20 protein-coding genes and 1 pseudogene are annotated in these 20,820 nt (G+C 64.4%); 13 read left to right on the top strand and 8 right to left on the bottom strand.

The window, feature by feature from the left end; translation table 11 throughout:
* Window positions 1-240 precede the first annotated feature (240 nt).
* The gene (locus tag QSJ95_RS17105) at window positions 241-1,239 is read left to right on the top strand and encodes a DUF4238 domain-containing protein (protein WP_285644006.1); all 999 of its coding nucleotides are present in this window, start codon (window positions 241-243) and stop codon (window positions 1,237-1,239) included.
* A gap of 239 nt (window positions 1,240-1,478) precedes the next feature.
* Here QSJ95_RS17105 and QSJ95_RS17100 read toward each other — a convergent pair whose 3' ends face one another.
* A complete protein-coding gene (locus tag QSJ95_RS17100; protein ID WP_285644004.1) occupies window positions 1,479-3,245 on the bottom strand; it encodes an FAD-dependent monooxygenase in 1,767 nt (588 codons plus the stop codon).
* Between the two features lie 499 nt (window positions 3,246-3,744).
* On the opposite strand from QSJ95_RS17100, the gene QSJ95_RS17095 reads away from it, so the two are divergent.
* From QSJ95_RS17095 to QSJ95_RS17075, 5 genes are all read left to right on the top strand, one after another.
* Window positions 3,745-4,008, top strand: a complete 264-nt coding sequence (locus QSJ95_RS17095) for a type B 50S ribosomal protein L31 (protein WP_009619021.1) — start codon at window positions 3,745-3,747, stop codon at window positions 4,006-4,008.
* Window positions 4,008-4,157 (top strand): type B 50S ribosomal protein L36, encoded by a 150-nt coding sequence (gene ykgO / locus QSJ95_RS17090; protein WP_285644001.1) that lies wholly within the window; start codon window positions 4,008-4,010, stop codon window positions 4,155-4,157. Before QSJ95_RS17095 ends, ykgO begins: the two co-directional genes overlap by 1 nt.
* Before the next feature lie 456 nt (window positions 4,158-4,613).
* Window positions 4,614-4,925 (top strand): hypothetical protein, encoded by a 312-nt coding sequence (locus QSJ95_RS17085; RefSeq protein WP_285643999.1) that lies wholly within the window; start codon window positions 4,614-4,616, stop codon window positions 4,923-4,925.
* A 235-nt stretch (window positions 4,926-5,160) separates the two neighbouring features.
* Window positions 5,161-5,640 carry a hypothetical protein gene (locus QSJ95_RS17080; RefSeq protein WP_043315445.1) on the top strand — a complete coding sequence of 160 codons (480 nt, stop codon included), beginning with the start codon at window positions 5,161-5,163 and terminating at the stop codon, window positions 5,638-5,640.
* 265 nt (window positions 5,641-5,905) lie between these two features.
* Window positions 5,906-6,346, top strand: coding sequence for a hypothetical protein (locus QSJ95_RS17075; protein WP_285643996.1), 441 nt, complete (start codon window positions 5,906-5,908; stop codon window positions 6,344-6,346).
* A gap of 349 nt (window positions 6,347-6,695) precedes the next feature.
* On the opposite strand, the gene QSJ95_RS17070 is transcribed toward QSJ95_RS17075, so the two are convergent.
* Entirely contained in the window at window positions 6,696-7,316 is a 621-nt protein-coding gene (locus tag QSJ95_RS17070; RefSeq protein ID WP_285643994.1) for a LysE family translocator, read from the bottom strand.
* Between the two features lie 156 nt (window positions 7,317-7,472).
* Here QSJ95_RS17070 and QSJ95_RS17065 point away from each other — a divergent pair, with 156 nt between their 5' ends.
* Window positions 7,473-8,477, top strand: coding sequence for a D-2-hydroxyacid dehydrogenase family protein (locus tag QSJ95_RS17065; RefSeq protein ID WP_285643992.1), 1,005 nt, complete (start codon window positions 7,473-7,475; stop codon window positions 8,475-8,477).
* Here QSJ95_RS17065 and QSJ95_RS17060 read toward each other — a convergent pair.
* From QSJ95_RS17060 to QSJ95_RS17040, 5 genes are read right to left on the bottom strand one after another with little or no spacing between them, the layout of a single operon-like run.
* On the bottom strand, window positions 8,474-10,588 hold the full coding sequence (locus QSJ95_RS17060; protein ID WP_285643990.1) for a TonB-dependent receptor family protein: 2,115 nt from the start codon (window positions 10,586-10,588) through the stop codon (window positions 8,474-8,476). The two genes, QSJ95_RS17065 and QSJ95_RS17060, sit on opposite strands and share 4 nt — an antisense overlap.
* Window positions 10,589-10,616: 28 nt before the next feature.
* The gene (locus tag QSJ95_RS17055; protein WP_009619009.1) at window positions 10,617-11,060 is read right to left on the bottom strand and encodes a CopD family copper resistance protein; all 444 of its coding nucleotides are present in this window, start codon (window positions 11,058-11,060) and stop codon (window positions 10,617-10,619) included.
* A complete protein-coding gene (locus tag QSJ95_RS17050; RefSeq protein WP_285643989.1) occupies window positions 11,057-11,746 on the bottom strand; it encodes an ABC transporter ATP-binding protein in 690 nt (229 codons plus the stop codon). Before QSJ95_RS17050 ends, QSJ95_RS17055 begins: the two co-directional genes overlap by 4 nt.
* Window positions 11,739-12,491 carry an ABC transporter permease gene (locus QSJ95_RS17045; RefSeq protein ID WP_043315096.1) on the bottom strand — a complete coding sequence of 251 codons (753 nt, stop codon included), beginning with the start codon at window positions 12,489-12,491 and terminating at the stop codon, window positions 11,739-11,741. The genes QSJ95_RS17050 and QSJ95_RS17045 overlap by 8 nt, the downstream gene beginning before the upstream one ends.
* Window positions 12,492-12,501: 10 nt before the next feature.
* Window positions 12,502-13,398: an ABC transporter substrate-binding protein gene (locus QSJ95_RS17040; protein ID WP_285643987.1), complete on the bottom strand. Its 897-nt coding sequence runs from the start codon at window positions 13,396-13,398 to the stop codon at window positions 12,502-12,504.
* Window positions 13,399-13,549: 151 nt separating this feature from the next.
* Between QSJ95_RS17040 and QSJ95_RS17035 the strand changes: the two genes are divergently transcribed.
* The 5 genes and pseudogenes from QSJ95_RS17035 to QSJ95_RS17010 all read left to right on the top strand — a co-directional run bounded on the left by QSJ95_RS17035 (window position 13,550) and on the right by QSJ95_RS17010 (window position 18,108).
* On the top strand, window positions 13,550-14,263 hold the full coding sequence (locus QSJ95_RS17035; RefSeq protein WP_285643985.1) for a Crp/Fnr family transcriptional regulator: 714 nt from the start codon (window positions 13,550-13,552) through the stop codon (window positions 14,261-14,263).
* 330 nt (window positions 14,264-14,593) lie between these two features.
* Complete coding sequence (locus QSJ95_RS17030; protein ID WP_141679780.1) at window positions 14,594-15,085, top strand: hypothetical protein; 492 nt, start codon at window positions 14,594-14,596, stop codon at window positions 15,083-15,085.
* Between the two features lie 184 nt (window positions 15,086-15,269).
* Complete coding sequence (locus QSJ95_RS17025) at window positions 15,270-16,055, top strand: hypothetical protein (RefSeq protein ID WP_285643983.1); 786 nt, start codon at window positions 15,270-15,272, stop codon at window positions 16,053-16,055.
* 371 nt (window positions 16,056-16,426) lie between these two features.
* Window positions 16,427-17,410, top strand: a pseudogene (locus tag QSJ95_RS17020) (methyl-accepting chemotaxis protein); the annotation flags it as partial.
* A 422-nt stretch (window positions 17,411-17,832) separates the two neighbouring features.
* The gene (locus QSJ95_RS17010) at window positions 17,833-18,108 is read left to right on the top strand and encodes a hypothetical protein (RefSeq protein ID WP_043267059.1); all 276 of its coding nucleotides are present in this window, start codon (window positions 17,833-17,835) and stop codon (window positions 18,106-18,108) included.
* Between the two features lie 64 nt (window positions 18,109-18,172).
* On the opposite strand, the gene QSJ95_RS17005 is transcribed toward QSJ95_RS17010, so the two are convergent.
* Window positions 18,173-18,832, bottom strand: a complete 660-nt coding sequence (locus QSJ95_RS17005) for a glutathione S-transferase family protein (RefSeq protein ID WP_285643980.1) — start codon at window positions 18,830-18,832, stop codon at window positions 18,173-18,175.
* Window positions 18,833-19,139: 307 nt separating this feature from the next.
* Here QSJ95_RS17005 and QSJ95_RS17000 point away from each other — a divergent pair, with 307 nt between their 5' ends.
* Window positions 19,140-20,756, top strand: a complete 1,617-nt coding sequence (locus QSJ95_RS17000; protein ID WP_285643978.1) for an esterase/lipase family protein — start codon at window positions 19,140-19,142, stop codon at window positions 20,754-20,756.
* Window positions 20,757-20,820: the final 64 nt, after the last annotated feature.

Below are 20,820 nucleotides of genomic sequence, written 5' to 3'. Positions count from 1 at the left end.
GGGCAGCATACGGATTGATGCACATTTGGTGAGACGATCATCAAGACCTCCTTCATCATCGTCAGCCTCCACCCAATAGCGGCCTTTCAAGTTAGGCGCTCGGTTCACTCGATGCGAAGTAGACGAATAGCCAGAAGGGGATGACGACTCACATTGCCAACAAGCTGGTACAGCATCTAGCTTGACGGAAGGCTGGCAGGCTGAGAACTTGCTGGCGAACACACAATGGGACGGACTCTCATGTCGCATAAAGACCTCGAAGCCAAGAAGAGGCACCATTATGTCTGGGCGAAGTACCTGACCCGCTGGGGCAATGGGGCGCAGAAGGTTTTCTACACCACGAAAACTGGAAAAATTGCCCTCGACAGCGTACGTGCGATAGTTGCCGACAACTATTTTTACAAGACCACAACGCTTACCAGCAAGCATATTGAAGTAATCAAAGGTTTTTCCCGGAAAAGCCCCGACCATCTTCAACAACTGCACATGTCCTACCTTAATGACTTCCTGAAGATGCAGCACACTGAGACGATCTACCAAAATTCTGGCATTCAGAATCAGGAAGTCGAGCGTCATATCCATGCGGCGAAGTGCAATCTACTCGAAAATCTACACGCGTCCCACGAAAGAGAGGTGCTCCCAGTATTAGCTGCGTTGGCTGATGAACAGCTCGATATATTGCAGGATAAAAAATATATGGCCGGGTTTATGGCGTTCTTCGGTCAGCAGATATCCCGCACGAAGACCTTTCGAGATGGTGCTATCCAGGCTCTATCTAGGCGCACCGCCCTTGAAGTTGAAGTGGCCGACGCAATGGCGCACGCGTGGTGGTTTCTGAGTTACATGTTCGGAATGAATATCGGATCAAGCCTTTACGTAGATCGCCACAATGCTAGGCACGCATTATTGATAAATGATACTAACTTTCCTTTCATCACGTCCGATCAACCTGTTGTGAATGTACACTCGTGTGTTTCAGAGACTGTATTCGGCGCACCTAAAAATGCAGACTTCTTTTACCCAATTTCACCGCGAATTGCCTACATCATCTGCGATTCCGAACGGTTCACTCCGGGAAAAAATGAGGTTGATGAGGCTGCTGTCGTGGAACTCAATTCCAAAGTGGCTGCCCAAGCTATGGTGCATATCATCGGCAATACCGATAGTGCGATTCGTCCCTTCAAGATGCACATCGCGCGGCGATACCAGAAAGCACCTGGTGGCCATGGGATGGACTGATTGACCAAGCCGAACGACACAGTTTGCTGCGATGTCCTCTCGAACATCTAAGACCCAAATATAGGTAAACAGCCTTGGTGGTCCGCTTTGGGTCGGAAGCAGCCCCTCGCCAAAAGCAGTTATCGGTCACAAACAGCCTGGTAGATAGAGAGATTTACTTTTCTACCCTCGAATAACTCCTCAGCTAACCACCGCGGCCCCTCCCTGGACCGCTATCCCGCAGAACGTGGAACGAAGCCTCAGTCCCGCGCCAACACCGCCCTGACCGCCCGCAACAACACCGCATCAGCATCAGCCGCCGCACCCTGCGAACGCCAAGCCACATGCTGATCCGGCCGCACCAGCAGGCATCCCTCCTCGTCGATCTCCCGCAGCCGCGCCCAGTCGCCGTAGCTGTCTTCGTAATCGAGGCCCAGGCCGATACGGCGCACCGCCAGGTCGATACCCAGCTCGCGCCCCAGCGTCTCGGCAGCCCGGCACCAGGCATCGCCGCCGTGGCCGGTGAGCAGGGTCAGGCGGCCCTGGCCGCAGAGGTCGAGGGTGGACAGCTTGCGTCCGGCGGTGTCGTGCAGCCAGGCGTGCGGCAGGTGGGCGCCGGGCCAGGTGGTGGGGTGGTAGTAGAGTTCGCGGTCGCGGGTGTAGGCCGGTTCTTCGCTGCCGTCGGCGAGTACCGCGCCGCTGCCATAGCGCTGCCCCAGTTCCACGCCGTGGCAGCTGAACTGGTAGTGCTGCAGCTGGATGGCCTTTTCCAGGGCGGCGCGGCGTTCGCGGCCCAGCGGGCTGTCGGCGCTCAGTTCGTGCAGGCTGTTCCAGCCCTCGGCCTCGCTCTGGCCCGGCTTGAAGCCCAGGGCGTTGGAGATCGGCAGCATGTTGCGCACGCTTTCCATGGCCCGGTCCACCACCTGGCGGCCGACGGGCTGGCGCTCGGCGGAGTAACTGTCCAGCAGCCCGGGGCCGGCCTGGCCCTTGAGCACCAGGGCCAGTTTCCAGGCCAGGTTGTAGGCATCCTGCACCGAGGTGTTGGTACCCAGGCCGTTGGCCGGCGGGTGGCGGTGCACGGCGTCGCCGCAGCAGAACACCCGGCCCTCGGCATAGCGCTGGGCGACCACGTGGTTGATCTGCCACTTGCTGGTGGCCAGGATCTCCACCGGGATGTCGGCATCGCCGATCACCCGCCGCGCCCGCTCGATCACCGCGGCCTCGCCGAGGTCCGGCTCGCCCTGGGCGGGGTCGTACATGAACAGCATCACCCATTCGTTCCACGGGCGGACGCAGATGAAGGTGCCGCTGCCGACCCAGTAGTCGTTGCCCGGCTGGACCATCCAGTAGAGCACGCCCGGGCGGCTCTCGCAGTAGCGGCGCAGGTCGGCGCGCAGCCAGACGTTCACCGCGCAGCCCAGGCCCATCTCGCCTTCCAGGGGGATACCGAGCAGTTCCATCACCCGGCTGCGGGCGCCGTCGGCGCCGATCATGTACTGGGCGCGCACGGTGAATTCGCGCCCGGTGCCGCGGTCGAGAATGCGCGCGGTGACGCCCTCCCCGTCCTGGGTGAAGTCCAGCAGTTCGTTGTTGAAGCGCATCTCGCTGCCCGCGCGCAGGGCCTCGTTGGCGAGGATCGGCTCCATCAGGTGCTGGGGGATGTTGCACATGGCCGAGGGGCTGGCCAGCTCATAGTCGGACTTGCGCTCGATGGCGTTGCCCCAGGTGAGCAGGCGGCCCAGCTCCTGGCCGCTGAAGCTGGTGGCCCAGACGTTGTTGGCCATCAGTTCGTGGGGGCTGGCGGCGGCCACCACCTGCGCCTCGACGCCCGCGTCGCGGAACACCTCCATGGTGCGCTGGTTGGTGATGTGCGCACGCGGGCTGTTGGCGGTCCAGCGGTACTTGTTGACCAGCAGGTTGCGGATGCCATAGCGCGACAGCAGCAGCGAAGCCGTCAGGCCGGAGGGGCCGCCGCCGACGATCAGGACCGGGACTTCGATGACATGGGAGATGTTTTGCGGGTTCATGAGCGTGACTCCGTACTCTTGTTCTTGAAATCGGAAAGGTGCCCGCCAGGACGGGCGCACAGGCCTGGGCCCAATTCACGGAGCGCGGACAAGCCGAACCCGTGCCGCCTGCCCTGGCTGCCGGCAAATACGAAGGGAATGCGGACCGGGAGCGACGCGTGCCGGTCCCGGTGTCGAAGCTGAAACGGCCCGGGGCCGGGGCCTCCAGCGCTCTCGACGTAGCCGACGGCAGTCACGGTAATTCCGCAACGATGTTGCCGGTAGTCGCGCCAAATGGCCTTCAGCGTTCCATTATGTGAACGCTGGACGGCGGCAAGCACGGGTGCATTCAAACGCACCCGCGCGTTGATCGTTGGAGACACGTGCAACAAGGGCAGGCATGTCCATGCAGCAGCCCCCTCTCCTCCCTGAAAGGCCCGACCTTGACCCACCGGACATGCGGTATTGCGAATCCTTCTCGCCTAAATGTAATATTATTACATTACACACAGGAGGCACCATGAAACCAGGCATCCACCCCGAGTACCGCCCCGTGCTGTTCCACGACACGGCCGCCGACGTGTTCTACCTGATCCGCTCCACCGCGCAGACGGACAAGACCCACACCTACGTCGACGGCAACACCTACCCCTACATGACCCTGGACGTGTCCAGCGCCTCGCACCCGGTCTACACCGGCGAGCAGCGCAAGACCAAGGCCGAGGGCCGCGTGGCCGGCTTCAACAAGCGCTTTGCCGGGTTCGTCGGCAACAAGGGGGCGTGATGAAAGTTCTCGCCTCGCTGAAGAAGGCCAAGCTGCGCCACCGCGATTGCCAGGTGGTGAAACGGCGCGGCCGGCTGTACGTGATCTGCAAGTCCAACCCGCGCTTCAAGTGCGTACAGGGCCGGCCGAAGCCGAAGGTCCGGCATTGAGCCTGACCTGCAATCACAGGCGGTGACCGAACCGAAGCCTGGTTCGGCGCCGCCGCCTCGCCTCTTGGCCAAGACGTCTTTTCCTGGACGGTTCAGCGACATCTGCGACAAGCGCATGGCCTCCTTCTGTCCTGGGTCCTTCATGCGCCATCACGTGATTCCGTCACGCATATGAACAGCGGGTTGTCGAGAATGACACTCGTGAGGCTCATCGCTGAAGGGAAAAAGCCGGGGCGATCGATCGTTTGCCACCGAAGATGACCTCCGCTCCAGCGGCCTTCGCGACAGCGATCTGCTACGCCGCGCGAGCAGACCGGCTGGAAAGACGCACATATCGACACCTCCGGTCTTTACCCCTGGCGTGATTCGGACAAGCGCAACCTGGTCATCGGCATACCCGCGACCAAGGCATCGCAGGCCATCAACGAGTCGAGGCTGCAGTACGACGAATACGTGGTGCCTGCAAACAAACCTCTGATCGCCGCCTTCGCAACCGGCGGAGGCGCTTACAGCTGCTGGCCCAAACCCATCCTCTTCACCCCCGAGCCCGGACACGACTACGAACTCCAGCTGGAAATGCTCAAGATCAGCACTTTCAAGAGCGGCTGCGTGATCCGCGCTCGCAAGCTGAGCAACGTCGGCACCACCACCCTCGAACGCCCCGTGCTTCAGGATCTCTGCGTCAAAAGCGTCGACGGCACCTTCCGCACGGTCGGCCTGCAGGAGCAATTGGAGAAGATCCGGCAGAATGCCAAATCCGCGAACTAGCGCATCGGTCCCTGCTGGCATCCAGCAAGGTGGTTCACCATCCAGGTCTTGAGCTCATGTAGGCTACGCCATCAATGCCCCCGTCCCTGGCCGCCGAGCGGAGCGTTCTGCCAGTCACGACCGACAGAGAGCGGCCAGAAGTTAAGATGTGCATTGTGGCCGAACTCCGATCTGCTTCGGGGGCTCGGCGTCGCCAGTTAGACCGTAGAACCCAGCCAAGAAGGAACCCGCCTCCATGGCCTCCCCAGACAAACAGAAGAAGCGTGCCCGACGGGCCAAAGCCAAGGCCAAGCAGAACCGCATGGGCAAGTCGAAAGCCCATGTCGTCCATCCGCTTCTGGCCAATCCACTGATCAACGAGCCGTTCGAGGATTTCGATCTCGACTTGAGCGCCTTCGACTTCGAGAACATCGAGGAGAACGGCTTCGACCCGGCATATTTCAGCGATCTGTTCCAGGCCATGGAAGACGCCGAGGACATCAGCCTGCTCGCCATGTGCCTGGTGTTCCTGCAATACCCGCTGCTGCAGCTGGTGATCGCCGAGGAGCCGGAAGAGGCTGCGACCGATTTCATCATAGGCCTGCTGATCGTCTATCGCTCGATCCTCCACGGCGAAGACGAAGACACGGCATTGGCCTGGGTCGAAAGCGAGGCCTTCCAGCGTGCCTATAACGAAGCGTCGGTGATCCTGCAGAAGAAAAGCGCAAGCGCTTAAAGGACATCGGCGATCCTCCCGGACAGGCCCGCACGCCGAGCCGACAGCCACCCACTGAAGCGAGAATGACTATCAATTATCGTTCACGCTTCCTGGGTGGGAGGTCGTGGCTTGAGCAAGAATCAGATGGGGCTGTTGTACATGGAGCACAACAGCTGGCTGAAGGGTTGGCTGTACGGTCGCCTGGGCTGCACCAGCCAGGCGGCCGACCTGGCCCAGGGCACCTTCCCGCGCCTGGATGATCAGAATCAGCTGAACCACCTGGGTGATCGACCCGGACACCCAGACCGCGGATGCGGCGCGCTACTCGTACTACGAGCGCATCAAGACACTCGGCCTGGACAGCTTCGTCACCGCGCCCTTCCAGTTCGCCGGCCGCACCCACGAATTCACCCTCGGCGGCGAATACCAGCACCTGGACAAGGCCTTCACCTACGGCTCGGTGGACCTCGACGGCGATGGCTACGCCGACGAGCTGCCGATCGGCATCGATGGGGCCAACGACCTGCCCCGCCTGAATCTCCTTGGCCAGGCAGGGGCGCTGAAACGGCCCAGTCTATCACCGGTTGCGCAGAGCATCCGACCGCAAGGCCCCGCCGCAACCGTGGTTCGGCAGCAGGCCGTGCCACCGGGGCGTTCGGCGTGGCCGGTGAGTCCCATCGCGGACGGGGAACGTAAGAGCCACTCGCCGAGGCGCTCTTCGTAGGATGGGTTGAGCCTGCGAAACCCATGCTGCCATTGGTGATGGGTATCGCTTCGCTCAACCCATCCTACGGGGGGTAGGCGCAGGCTCTTGCCTGCAGCCTGCTGGAGCATGCGCTGCTCTTCGTAGGGGCGGGCCCTGCCCGCGATTCGCGCGCAGGGCGCGCTCCTACAGGGGAATGGCGCGGGTGGGGCTACGTAGCGGATCTCATCCGCGAACCGCGCCGATACCTCCGGCTATCGCGGACAAGGTCCGCTCCTACGGGGGAGGAATGCCGTGCCTCCCGGCTACCTTGTAGGAGCGGACTCCGTCCGCGATTCGGCGGATAACGCCATCTTTGGCACGGAGGGCCTCAACGCCGGCTCAGCGCCAGCCGCGCGGCGAACAGGAGAAAGACCGTGCCCGTCGTCCTGTCCATCCACTTGATGACCTTTTCGCGACGCAACACCCCCGCCAGCGGCCGCGTCGCGCCGATGAGGGCCAGCGACCAGAGCAGACCTATCGCCACATGGATGCCGACCAGGCCGAAGGTCCAGGCCACCAGGGGCTGGCCCTGCGGGATGAACTGGGGCAGGAACGAGACGTAGAAGACACCGACCTTGGGGTTCAGCAGGTTGCCCAGCATGCCCTTGAGGAACCAGTTGGTTTCCGCCCTGCCCCGGGTTTCGACTGACGCCAGGCTATGCCGCGGCCGCAGCAGCAGGTTCAACCCGAGCCATGCCAGGTAGGCGGCGCCGCAGTACTTCAGCGCGTTGAAGGCCAACTCGGACACGGCGATCAACGCGCCCAGCCCGAAAGCGACGGCGGCGCCCCACAGCAGGCAGCCGGCGTTGATCCCCAGCGCGGCGCGCAGCCCTTCGCGCTTGCCTTCCACCGCGGCCGTCCGGAGCACCAGGGCGGTATCCAGGCCGGGAGTCAGCGCCAGCAATGTGGCAGCGAAGGTAAAGGCAAGCAGGCTGTCGGCGGTGGACATGGGCATTCGGGACCAGAGGGTGGTGTGCGCGCACATTAGCACAGGCGCGCCGCTGGCAAGTTCCAGGCGCCGTGCGGAACGCAGCCCCCACGAAATCCCCCCGGAAATCGGCTATCGTCCCGAGGTCGCTCACATGACCGCAGGGACCGAACCCACATGCACATCGTCATCCCCGACGACTACCAACACGCCATCCAGACGCTCGACTGCTTCGCCCGCCTGGCCGGGCACGAGGTCACCCTGATCCACGACCTGGGCCCGGCGTCGCCGGACGAGCTGGCGACGCGGTTCGCCGACGCCGACGCCCTGGTGCTCACCCGCGAACGCACACGCATCGATGCCGCGCTGCTCGACAGGCTGCCGAAGCTCAAGCTGATCAGCCAGACGGGCAAGGTCTCGGGCCATCTCGACCTCGACGCCTGCACCGAACGCGGCATCGTCGTGACCGAAGGCCGCGGCTCGCCCGTGGCGCCCGCCGAACTGGCCTGGGCGCTCATCCTCGATGCGCGCCGGCAGCTGGTACCGGCCATCGAAGCGTTCAAGGCGGGCCACTGGCAGGTCAATGTGGGCCAGGCACTGGCCGGGCAAACGCTGGGCATCTGGGGCTACGGCAAGATCGGACAGCGCCTGGCGCGCTACGCCCGGGCGTTCGACATGCCGGTGCTGGTCTGGGGCAGCGAAGGCAGCCGGGCGGCCGCCACGGCCGACGGCCATCAGGCAGCGACCTCTCGCGAAGCCTTCTTCGCCGAAGCGGACATCCTCAGCCTCAACCTGCGCCTGTCCGAAAACACTCGCCATGGCGTCACCCTCGCCGACCTCACGCGGATGAAAAGCAGCGCCCTGCTGGTGAACATCAGCCGCGCCGAGCTGATCGCCCCCGGCGCATTGCTCCAGGCCCTGGACGCGGGACGCCCCGGCTACGCGGCCGTGGACGTCTACGAACAGGAACCCCTGCTCGCCCCCGACAACCCCCTGCTGAACCACCCGCGCGCGCTCTGCACCCCGCACCTGGGGTACGTGGAGAAAAACGGCTATGAGCTGTACTTCGGCGATGCCTTCGACAATGTGCTGGCCTTCTTCGAAGGCAAGCCGAAGAACGTTGCGAACCCGCAGGCGCTGGCGGTGCGGCGTGGCGAGCAGGCTGGGAGCAAGCGCCCCTAGAAAGCGTATTCCACCCCCACGGTCAGGCTGCGCCCGTTGCCGCTGAGAAAGGTCGGCTGGCTGGCATCGGCGCGGTTGCGGATCACGTAGCTGCTGGCATAGGTCTTGTCCGCCAGGTTGTCGCCCTGCACATACACACTCAGGCCCTCGCGTGCCTTGTAGGCGGCTTTGAGGCCCCAGAGCGCATAGGCGTCCTGATAGTTGTTGCGGGTGTTGGCGTGGTCGGTCGGGGTGCCCTGGGGCAGCCAGCGCAGGTTGGGCCCGACGCTCCACGGCCCGCGCCGGTAGAGCAGCTCGGCCGACCAGAGCTGGCGCGGCACGCCGGCGATCCGGTTGCCCTGGAACTCGCCGCCGCGGAAGCGGAAGTCGCTGAAGGTCCACGCCACCCGGTAGGCCAGGTCGCCGCCGATGCTGGATGCCGTCGGCAGCATGCCGTTGAGCCCCGCTTCGACACCGCGGTGGCGGGTGCGCGAGCCGTAGTTGTAGGTTCCCACCTTCACCCCGTAGGCGTCGCTGGTGGAGATCAGCTCGTCTTCCACGTCGCTCTGGTACAGCGTCAGGCTCCAGTCGGTGCGGGCGATGCGACCGGCGCCGCCGATCTCGTAGGTGGTAGCGCGCTGCACGTCGAGGTCGACCAGCTGCGCCTGCGCCGTCGCCGGGGCTGCGGGCGAGACTTCGGCGGAAACGATTTCCCAGAAGGTCGGCGCTTCGTGGCTGCGGCTGATGTTGGCGTACCAGCGCAGGTCCGGGCTGGGCGTCCAGTTCAGGCCGATCTTCGGCGTGGCGAAGTTCCAGCCCTGGTCGAGATGGCCGGCGCCATCACGCGAATCCGCATCGCGGCTGACATCGCTCCACTTCACCTCGGTCACCAGGGTCCAGTCCGCCGCCAGGTTCCAGTCCAGGCCAAGCAGCAGATCGAGGTTGGAGGCCGTGAGGTCGAAGTTGCCGAAACGCTGCATGCGGCTTCCGTTCTGGGGGTTGTTGGCGTACAGCTCGCGGGTCATGTCGCTGTAGGACCAACTGGCGCCCAGGCGGTAGCCGAACAGGCGCTGCTCGCCTTCGAGCAGCCATTGCGCACCGAGCGTGTCGCTGTCGGTCAGCGTGTGGCTGAGCGGATCAGTGAAATCGTCCTGGGTGTTCTGCCCGTAGATGCCGAAGCTCTGCTGCCAGCCCGCCCCGCTCCACTGCGTACGGTTAGCCAGCCGCAGTTGCTGGGTATCGCGGTGCGGGTCACGCTGGTAGACGTTGAGCAAGCGGTCCTGCGGCGTGTTGCCGTCGCCCAGCACGCTGCGCGGATCGTCCTTCAGACGCGCCTTGGTGATGACGTTGGGAATCTCGAAAGTCAGGTCGCTGTAGGACAGGTAGCTGCGATTCTGTACGCCGTTGCCCAGGTCCAGGCCGAAGTTGCTCTGCATTATGGTGCGATGGGAAGCGGAGTGGTGGCGATAGCCGTCGTACTCGTCGTGGCTGACGCTCACCCGTCCATCGTACCGCCCCTCATCCAGCCCGGCGGCAGCCTGCAGGCCCTGGCGGCCAAAGCTGCCAGCCTCCAGGCGGACGCGTCCGGCTTCGTCGGCGCCGGTCAGCGAGTTGAACTCCAGCTCGCCACCCAGGGTGGTGGCGCCGGGGCTGCCGGCGTTGGCGCCGCGGCGGGCACTGATCCACGACGCATTGCGCGGCTCCAGCAGGCCGATGATGAAGGAACCGTCGGCCTCGTTGAGCGGCAGCCCGTCCTGCAGCAGCAGCACGCCGCGGTTGACCGGATTGCTCTGGATGCCCGAACCCCGGATGTTCAGGCGCGGCTGGTCGGTGCCGCCGAAGAAGTCCTGGATCACCAGGCCGGGCTGGTAATCCAGCGCATCGCGCAGGGTCGCCAGGCGTGTCTCCTGCTGCGGCTCGGCGAGGTTGGTGCCGCCCGGTACGCGGGCCAGGCGCTGGCGCTCGGCCTGCGCGGACTGGCTGACCGGCGCGAGGCTTTTTTCGCTGATCTGCATCGGCTCCAGCTCGAGGCGGTCCTCCGCCGCCACCGCCAGTGGCAGCAGGCCGAGGGCCAGCAGGGGAAGTGAAAGTTTCGAGGGAAAATGGCGTTTCGGGGAAGGACAACGACTCATGACAAGCTCCGTCTGCACGAAATCTGGCTTACCAGCTCAGGTAGAACATGCCCTTGGCCAGCAGCACGATGCCGACCATGTGGCTGAAGACGCTCAGGTGGATTCGGCGGAAATACGTCGAATTCATGCGCCCGCTGTGGAGCAGGAACATGGCGCTGAAGAAGTGCCCGAGCACGCTCAGGGCGAGCAGGATCTTCAGGCTCAGCAAGGTGCCGAAGGACGATGCCAGCGGGTCCGCCAGCAACGGCAGGTAGCGCGTCCAGACCATGCCCAGGCCGGCGCCGAACAGCACCAGCAGCACCCAGGGCATCAGCCGCCGCGCACGCTTGCCGATGCCCTGCTCCACCTGGCGCATCACCGCGGCCGGCACGTGCTTGCGCACGCTTTCGAGGATCAGCACCTCGAAGAACACCGTGCCGACGAACATCAGCGCGGCGAACAGGTGCAGGGTCAGCAGGATGGGATAGATCATGGCGCGGGTGCCTCCAGGGCCAGCAGGGTCTGATGCAGCACCGTCGCCGCCTGGTCGGCGGCGTATCCGGTGAGGTCGAAGGGCTGCAACGCGCCGTCGTTGACCAGCACGAAGCGCTCCACCAGGCCGATCAGCTCGGCCGGATGGTGGCTGACGCAGAGCAGCGCCGCGCCCGAGCTGGCGAGCCAGTCGCGGCAGAGGTCGAGCAGGGATTCGCGCAGGGCCGGGTCCAGCGCGCTGAATGGCTCGTCGAGCAGCAGCAGGTCCGGCTCGATCGAGAACGCGCGCGCCAGGGCAACGCGCTGGGCCATGCCGCCGGACAGTTGATGCGGCCAGGCGCGCTCGTGCCCGGCGAGGCCGACGCGTTCCAGCCAGTGGCTGGCCATCCGCCGCGCAGCCGCACGCTCGAGGCCGCTCGCCCGCAGGGGGATTTCCAGGTTCTCCGCGACCCGGCACCAAGGCAGCAGGCGCGGCTCCTGGAAGGCCAGCACGGGGTGGCGGAATCCATTCTCCAGCCGCCCCCGGCGGGGCTTCAGAAGGCCGGCAGCCAGGCGCAGCAGGCTGCTCTTGCCGGCGCCGCTGGGCCCGAGAATGCCGACCCGCTCGCCGGGCAGCAGGCGCAGGGAGGCATCGGCAAACACCCGACGCTCGCCCAGCACCAGATCGACGCCGTGCCACTCAAGCATGGGCGGCCTCCTGCCAACGGCCCATGCGCCGCTGCAGCGGCTGCAGCAGAAGAAACTCCAGCGCGGCGACCAGCAGCAGGATCAGCAGCGTCCAGGCATACAGCCCGGCGCTATCGAAGGTGCTGCGCGCATTGGCCAGCGCGAAACCGGCGCCACTTTCCGCGCCCAGCACTTCGGCCATCACCACCAGGCGCACGCCGCCGCAGGTGGCGATCAGCAGCGCCGCGCCCAGCGGCGCGGTGAGTGAGGGGATATAGAGCCGCCGCAGCTTCTGCCAGGGGCTGAAGCGGTAGACCCGCGCCATCTCCAGCAGGCCGCGGTCGACCATCTGCATGCCCTTGACGGTGTTCACGTACATGCCCGGCGCCAGCATCAGTACACTGATCAGCACCACCATGGCCGAACCGAGACCGACCCAGAGCATCGCCAGCACCACGACCACCACCGGCGGCACCGACATCAGCAGCCAGCGCAGCGGCTCCAGCAGACCGCGCACACGGGCGTCGAGCCCGGCCAGCAGCCCCAGGCAGAAGCCCAGCAGGCAGCCCAGGCCGACGCCCAGGACGATACGCAGCAAACTGGCGCCGGCGTTCAGTCGGAAGTCGGCCTCGAAAGGCAGGCGGACCATGGCCTGCAGCGTCTGCCATGGCGTTGCCATGAGCAGCGGACCCAGGCGCAGCGCCAGCAACTGCCAGCCCACCAGCAGAAGCGCGCCGCCCAGCAAGGCCCAGCGTCGGGAAGTCATGGGTGTCATCTCAGGGTCCATAGAAGCTGGCGGGCGGCAGGGCGCCCCCGATTGCCTGCGGATGGCGCTTGGCGATCAGCCCGAACAGCGCCTCCAGCGGCCCACGCGCAGCGCTGGCGGAAACACTCTCCAGGCGCGTGACGCGGATGGACTCTTCCAGCGCCCCCACCGGCAGGTGCGGCAGGTGCCGATGGACCAGCTCCGCGCAGGCCCGCGGGTGCGCGCTGCACCAACGGGCAGACTCGGCGTAGGCGGCATCCACCGCCCGCGCCAGTTCGCCGTCCTCGGCGCGCTGCGGGCTGCTCATCAGCCCTGCCTGAGGCAGTTCGGCCTGCTGCGGGAAGGCCTGCCGCCAGGCGCTCTCCAGGCTTTGCACGCGGTACAGCGGCGCCCCGCCCTGGCTGCGGTTGCGCCAAAGCAGCAGGGACACCGCCGGCTCCACCAGCAGGGCATGATCGGCGCGGCCTGCCAGCAGCAGCGCCTGGGCGTCCTGGCCATCGCGGACCGGGCGCAGCGTCAGGTCCCTGCCCGGCTTCAGGCCGTGGCTGAGCAGCAATTCATCGACCAGGATCGCCGGCAGGTCGCGCTGGAACGGCAGCACCACCTCCTTGCCGGCCAGGTCGGCGAAACCCTTCACCTGGGGGTCGCGGCTCACCAGCCAGATGATTCCCCACACCGAGACGTTGAGCAGCCGCACGGGCTGCCCGCGCCCGGCCATCAGCGCCGGCAGGTTCACCGGGGCGGCGCTGTAGTCGAGTTCGTTCTTGGCCAGCAGCACGCGCAACTGATCGGGGTTCTGCCAGAGGCGAAACTCGACGCGCTCGGCGTACTGTTGCAGAGCGCCGCTCTCAACCATGTGCAGCAACGGGAAGCTCACCACGGCGCCGGGGCCGCCCAGCCGCAGCACCGCTTCCCTGGCTGTACCGGCGGGCGCCTGCAGGCAGGCGCCCGCCGCCAGAACGAAAGAAAGGAGCAGGCGGGGGAGCCTTCGATTGATTGACTTACGAATAAGACTTATCTTCATTCGCAGATCATTGCAGCCCGCCCGCACGCCACGAATGACAAATGTTAAGTTCGCGCCAGACCGCGGCGAATGCCTGCGATTGCTGGGCGCCATCCCCCTCTTCGCCGACCTGCCGCAGGGCCTCATAGCCAGCCTGTGCGACTCGGCCAGTCTGCTGCGCGCCGAGGGCGGCAAACTGCTGTTCCGCGAAGGCGACCCGGCCGAGCACTTCCTGCTGGTGCGGCGTGGCTGCGTGGAAATGCTGCGCTTCACCTGCGACGGCGAAGAGCATGTCTTCCAGCTGTTCCGCGAAGGTCAGCTGATCGCCGAGGCGGCCATGTTCATGCCCCACGGCCGCTACCCGATGAACGCCCGCTGCCAGGGTAGCGGCGAATTCTTCCGACTGAGCCGCAACGCGCTGCACAAGGCCTGCGAGGGCCATCCGCCATTGGCCATGCGCATGCTGGAAAGCCTCAGCCTGCGTCTCTACCGCCAGGTCAACGAGGTCGACTGGCTGACCGCCAGCTCCGCCTCCCAGCGCCTGGCCGCCTACCTGCTGGGCCTGCACCGTCGCCAGGGCGAAAGCCTGATGCTGCCGATCAGCCAGCGCCAACTCGCCACTCACCTGGGCATTCGCCCGGAATCCCTCAGCCGTCTGCTCTCCGACTGGCAACAGGCAGGGCGCATCCAGGGCCGCCTCCGGCAATGGCGGCTGTGCGACCTCACCTACCTGCAGGAATTGGCCAGTCCGGCGGTACGCTCTTTTTGAGGGGGGCGGCTTATGCTCGTAGTCACCACGATCATCGCCATGTCGCTAGTCGAGCGAGCCGTGCCGGCACGGCAACTGGGTGAAAGATCGTGCCTGGCTGAGCGCTTTTCACCTGCGCGGCCAGGAGGTTCCAGGGAGGTGCAAAGCCGTTCAATGGGCTCGCCCACGCCGGAGCCTGACTGCGCCTGACGAATTCGAGATCGGTGCAAGGGGGCTGATTGTCCAGGCTGCCGCTGGGAAACCTTCAGCCAGTGGCGGCTATCGGCCATTAGCGGTCATTTGAAATTGTTTATAAAACACAAGAGCGTTAGCATCCCAGGCAAATAACCGATGGTCGACAGCCGCGCTGCTATGACTAGCTCTGCACACATCTGCTACAACTCAAAACGCTTTAGTTTGACTTTGTCAGACATTGCCAAACATCTGCGAGAAAACTCCTCGTGGCACGTCTCAGTGACTGAGTGGAGCGGCTATGGGATTGTAGTGCCACAATTGCTAGTCCAGACTCCCATCCCTTTTCTAATTCAGATAGAGGACGATCCTGATTGGGTGCCTGGGGAAATTCAGGAAATTATCGAATGGGAAGATCTCGATCCGAACTCTGATATTGCCCAAAGAATCGCTCAATGTGATGCCAGATTAGCCGTCCAGTCGACCACGACCGACCAAGTTATTAATGATGGATCTTCGATAACCGTCTCTACGCTTGGTACGGCGATAGATCCTTCCAATTTCGAAATTTCGGACGTGCTGATCGTTTTGTGTCGAAAGATAGAAGGCGTCATTCACGATTGTGTAAACGGCGGAGTCACCGTTCGCTGATAACGCCAGACGCTCATCAAGATCGGACCTTTATGCCTTGGATGGCTGCTTTGGGTCGGTAGCTGCCTCTGGCGAAAGGCAGTTACCGACCCATTGCAGACCTTCAGAGAAAAGTTTCCATGGACAGCTAAAGTACGTACGCGGACTGACAACTTAGAGATTTCCCAACCAAATAAGGGGAAAAATGGACGTCGATTCTGAAACTGAAGAAAAGAAGAACCCCACATGGGACATTGGGTTGACGAGGGAACTAGTCACTGCGGTATTCGGGGCGGCGCAGTGGAAGAAGGCGCACCCTAGCGTAAGATCCATGACGGACAGACCTGATTTCTGCCGCTACCACTACCACGAAGCCTTAGACATGATGAGTGAATACATCGAATCCAAACTGAAAGAGACAGGCCTGTGGGGTGTCTACGAGGACTACGATGAGTTTAGTTACCTGATGCTGAAGATCAGGGCGAATATCACAGCCTTCGTCCAGAGCCTGCATGCCGTGGCGGATACCTGTTCCCACATGCTCTATTACTCACTGGCGCTGGACAAGCTCCCCAAGCCCCTCAAGGAGCGAGACATCTATGCCAAGGAAGTCCTCAAGCGCCTAGAGCAGCAACGCGATGCCGGGCATCCCGAGTACGACAAGCTCTGTAGATTATTCCGCGAGATCACAACTGGCGATGATTACAAGTACCTTAATGCCCTGACCAACACGTCAAAGCACCGCAGCATTGTCCGCTCAGAGCTGAACGAGGACGTTACTGGCAGGCGGGAAGATAAGTGGATTCTGTCCTTGGAATCGTTCTGGTACGCAGGAGAGTTGTTTAAAAAAACCAACGCTCGCGAGTTTATGCGGAAAGAGCATGACCGTACTCAGCATCTGACCGTAAACATTGGAGTGGAACTGAACGATGCCTTGAAGAAACTCCGACCTTTGAAGCCCACAACCCAGGCCATTGAAGAAATTCGGTAAAGAGTCTATGCCGCAGCAGCCGTACGGCGACCATGACTGTATGACCACAGCCAGTCCGAAGCCGTCACCGAAGAAAAAATACTAACCGGCTGCTTCTGGCCGGTTGCAGCCAATGGCGAACGGCAGATAGCCACTACCCCATGCTCCCCCACATCTTGGACCCTGTCGATGGCCGGTTCAGCGCGCAAGCCGGCCGGGAAGCTTGCCAACTTCAGAACCAGCACCTCGCTCAGCAAGGCCAGGTGATGTCAGACGAAGTCCCCCACCCACGCCAAAAACATCCTTCCCCTTCCCTCACCACCCCCATTTACATATAAAATATGATTTCATACTAATTTGACATCACCGCAAGCGGCGAGGGGTGGCGAGGCATGTGGTTCGCAAAGGGGGCGCGGGAACTGGCGGGTGAGGTGGGTGAGTTGTGTCGGCAGTGGCTGGCGGGGAATTGGCGTAGCCCGGCCGAGTATGCCGCGCTGAGCCGTCACCGCGAGCTTGCGCTGGCCTTGCAGGATGTTCAGAACCGCTGGCAGGAAGACCGCGCCACCCTCACACGCCAGGTGGAACACCACGCCTCCGTCGATGAGGCCCAACTGCAGGAACTACAGGCCGCGCTCAGCTTGCGCGAGCAGCAGCAGGCCGAAGCCGAGCAGGCGCTGAAGCGTGCCGAGGAGTGGGCCGCCGCGGTCGAAGCGGAGCGGGCGCGGCTGCTGGAGGAGCAGCAGGTGTGGGAGTTGACCAAGCAGACGCTGACCGAGGGCTGCTGGGACCTCTGCGTGGTCGATGGCAACCCCGACCATCCGGCCAACGTGATTCGCTGGTCGGATCAGTTCCGTTCGTTGATCGGCTACAACCGCCAGGAGTTTCCCGATGGCTGGGACAGTTATTTCGCCATCACCCAGCCCGAGGACCAGCAGCGGGTGATGCAGGCTTTCGGCGAGATGATGGCCGACCCCACCGGGCAGCGCGTCTATGTCGTCGAGTACCGCATGCGTCACAAGACCCGCGGCGACCTGTGGTTCCGCGAGCGTGGGCGTTGCCTGCGAGATGCCAACGGCGTGCTGTTGCGGGTGACCGGCGCGACCCGGGAAATCACCGATGAGAAGGCTGCGCAGGCGCTGCGCGAGCGGGAGCAGGTGAGCATCCAGAACACCTACGCCGAGATTTCGCAGATGGCGGGCGTGATCAAGGGCATTGCCGAGCAGACCAACCTGCTGGCCCTGAACGCGGCCATCGAGGCGGCGCGGGCGGGTGAGCAGGGGCGCGGCTTCGCCGTGGTGGCCGACGAGGTGCGCAACCTGGCCAAGCGCACCCAGGACTCGGTGCTGCACATCCAGTCGATGCTCAACAAGCAGCAGGGCCAGGGTTGACCTCAGCGAAATCGGCCCCTGCTCCATCCGAAAACTCCCACCCACATTCGCCCTTGTGAGCCTACAAACCCCATCGATAGATTCCGTTCCTGCCACGGTCGATCCCGTGGTCCGGATCGCAGTCCGGAATTGTCCAGTGAGCTGAAAAGCGCCAGCGCTCCCAGCGAAGGCGCTTTTTATCGCCTGCTGCTTGGCGCAGCTATGGCGAACCGTGCGGGGCAGGCTTCTGCCTGGCCGGGTTATTGCTCACACCGACAACCGGTACTGCGACCCCGCACGGTCCGCCGCCCTTTCCGGGCGGGCGGCTCCTTCCTCCGAAACAGGAGCAACGGAAATGCCTAAACACCCACTGTTCGTTGTACGTGCCTTGCTGTCCTCCCTCCCCTTCGCCTCCATCCCGGAGGTGCGTCATGCCTGATCGCAAGCTGGTACCGCTGCAATCCCAGGCCTTCGATGGCGTGCTGTATGTCGACCTTTCCGCCCCTGCGGAGCATCTCTACGACGTGGCCGAGCGCCGGCTGAACGCGCTGGAGGACCTGCTGCGGGTGCTGGAGGTGCACGAAGGCCACGATGTGCTGGTGCATGAAACGGCGCGGGTCGCCTCCGCCCTGGTGCCGCTGGTGGGCGAAGCGCGGCAGTTGTACGAGCTGGCGCGCAAGCGCGCACTGGCCCCCGCCAACGCGTAACCCCGCTCCACTACCTGACCAGGCCGGCGCCCGTGCCAACGGGGCCGGCCTTTTTCGTGCGGGCTCAGTCGCGGTCGGGCGCGCCCAGCGGGAACAGCGGGCGGTAGGGCCGGGCCTCGTCCACCGCCCTGGCGAACGAGGGGCGCGCCAGCAGGCGGGCGCGGTAGGCGCGCAGGGTCGGGTAGGTTTCGCCGATGGGGTGCGTCCAGTCGGCGTAGAACAGCGCGGGCGCGGCCGCGCAGTCGGCCAGGGTGAAGGCTTCGCCCGCGGCCCAGGTGCGGCCCGGCAGTTGGCCTTCCAGCCAGGCGTAGGCGCGTTCGAGCTTTTCCACCGCGTCGGCCAGGGCTTCCTGGCGCTTGGTCGCGTCGCCCGTCAGCGCGCCGCCCACGGCATGTTGCACCGGCGTCATCACGTGCAGGTCGAAGAAGCGGTCGAGAAAGCGCACGTCCAGGGCCGCCAGCGGGTCGTCCGGCAGCCAGCGCACGGGGCCGCCGTGGGTGAGCTGCAGGTATTCGATGATGATGCTGCTCTCGGCAAGGCTGCGCTCGCCGTCCAGCAATAGCGGGAACTTGCCCAGCGGCCATAGCCGCAACCACTGCGCCGCGTGCTGCGGCGTGTCGGGGCCGATGCAGCGGAATTCGAAGGGCGTCTGGTTCTCGTACATCGCCATCAGCACCTTCTGGGTGTACGAGGAAAACGGGTGACCGTAGAGCACGAGCGCCATGGCGGACCGCCTGTTTACCGAGGGGACAGAGGGCAAGTGGTAGCACAGCCGCCCGGCCCGCGCCGCGAATCCGACGGCCGACCTCACCGCCGCCCGGCGGGTGGGTCCTTGCAAGTTTCCGCCCAGCGTATATACGAAACGGTATGGCCCGGCTGCCCCTGGCATGCATCGCCCTGTCGCTGCCGATGATCAGGCGTCATGGATCATCCCCCCTTGCTGTCCCGAACGGAGAAGGCGCTTCGCCGCAGACGGTGGAATCCGCCTGAGCCATCGCCCGCCCCGCTACGGCCCGACAGGGAGATCGACCATGCAACAGCAACCGATGAAGGCACCCTTCTACCCAATCATCTACGTGCGCGGCTACGCCATGAGCCGCGGCGAGATCGACGAGACCACCGCTGACCCCTTCTGCGGCTTCAACCTGGGCTCCACGGTGATGCGCGCGGTGGCCACCGCGGGCGCGCCGCCGCGCAAGTTCGTGTTCGAATCGCCGGTGATCCGCCTGGCCAGCCAGTTCGGCTACGGCGACGTGTACGAGGATGGCTATGACATCCTCGACCCCAACTGGCTGACGCAGAAGAACAACAAGCTGGCCGCCCGCTCCATCGTCATCTACCGCTACTACGACCCGGCCTCCACGCTGCTGGGCGTCGGCAAGACGCCCAGCATGGAGCAGTTCGGCCAGGGCCTGAGCGAGCTGATCCTGCACCTGCGCGACCTGGCCTTCGCCAACCCGGCCAACGAGCTGGCGAAGAAGGAAGACTTCCGCTGCCATCTGGTGGCGCACTCCATGGGTGGGCTGGTGTGCCGCACCTTCCTGCAGAACCCGGCCTGCGGTTCGGACGATGCCCGCCGGGCGGTGGACAAGTTCTTCACCTACGCCACGCCACACAACGGCATCGACGTCGCAGGCCTCAATGTCCCGGCCTTTTCGCTACCGTTCGACATCGACAACTTCAACCGTGACAAGCGCATGCGCGAATACCTGCGCCTGCCCAAGCTGCCGAAGGGCTACGACAAGGTCGACCTGCTGCCCGAAAGCGCCCTGCCCTCCAGCCGCGTGTTCTGCATGGTGGGCACCAACCGCAGCGACTACGAGGTGGCCGCGGGCCTGTCGCGCACCTTCGTCGGCCACGGCAGCGACGGCCTGGTGCGCATCGAGAACGCCACGCTGCACGGCCTGAACGCCGACGGCACGCTCGGCGAGGAATGCGCCAAGGCATTCGCCTACCGCGCGCATTCCGGCTTCTTCGGCATCGTCAACAGCGAGGAGAGTTTCCAGAACCTGGTGCGCTTCCTGTTCGGCAACGTGCGCGTCGACATCTGGCTGGACATCGACGAGCTGCGCCTGCCCAAGGAGGTGCTCGACGCCGCCAAGGGCGACCCGGTCAACGCGCTCTACCAGATCGAGCTGCTGGCCTCGCCGCGCAGCAAGCCCTGGTACCTGTCGCGGCGCACGGCGGAAGAGGATTCCGCGGCCTGCCTCACCCAGGCGGACTGGAAGCCGGGCACGCAGTTGTACCTGTCCAGCGTGTTCCTCGCCGAATTCGGCAAGGTCGACCCCGAACTGCCCGGCCTGGCCTACAGCCTCACCCTCGGCGTGCGGGTGCCGGACTACGAGATCGACAAGCGCTTCTGGCCCAACAGCCACTACGAAGGCAGCTACCTGTACCGCGACACCGTGATCATCCAGCTGGAGCGCCCCACCGACGGCAGCGACCAGTGGACCATCCGCTACGCCTGGCAGAACACCGGGATGAACACCGCGACCATCCCGCTGCAGGCCAAGGAGCTGGACGGCAGCGGCATCCAGGTGCTGCTGCCGATCGACAGCGACGTCCACGGCAACCCCGACGCCGCCGCCATCAAGGGGCAGGTGCGGTTGATGGTCTCGACCTGGAACCCGGAGGGCAGTTGGCCCTGACGGTCGGCTGCACAAATCTTCCAGACGCCGCCCGCCCGCGCGGTATCCTGAACGACTCGCGGGC

Origin of the sequence: Pseudomonas sp. NBRC 100443 (assembly GCF_030268185.1) — a bacterium.
Lineage (GTDB): Bacteria > Pseudomonadota > Gammaproteobacteria > Pseudomonadales > Pseudomonadaceae > Pseudomonas > Pseudomonas citronellolis.
Note: the sequence above shows the minus strand (reverse complement) of the source record. Positions and strands in the feature narration are given on the sequence as shown.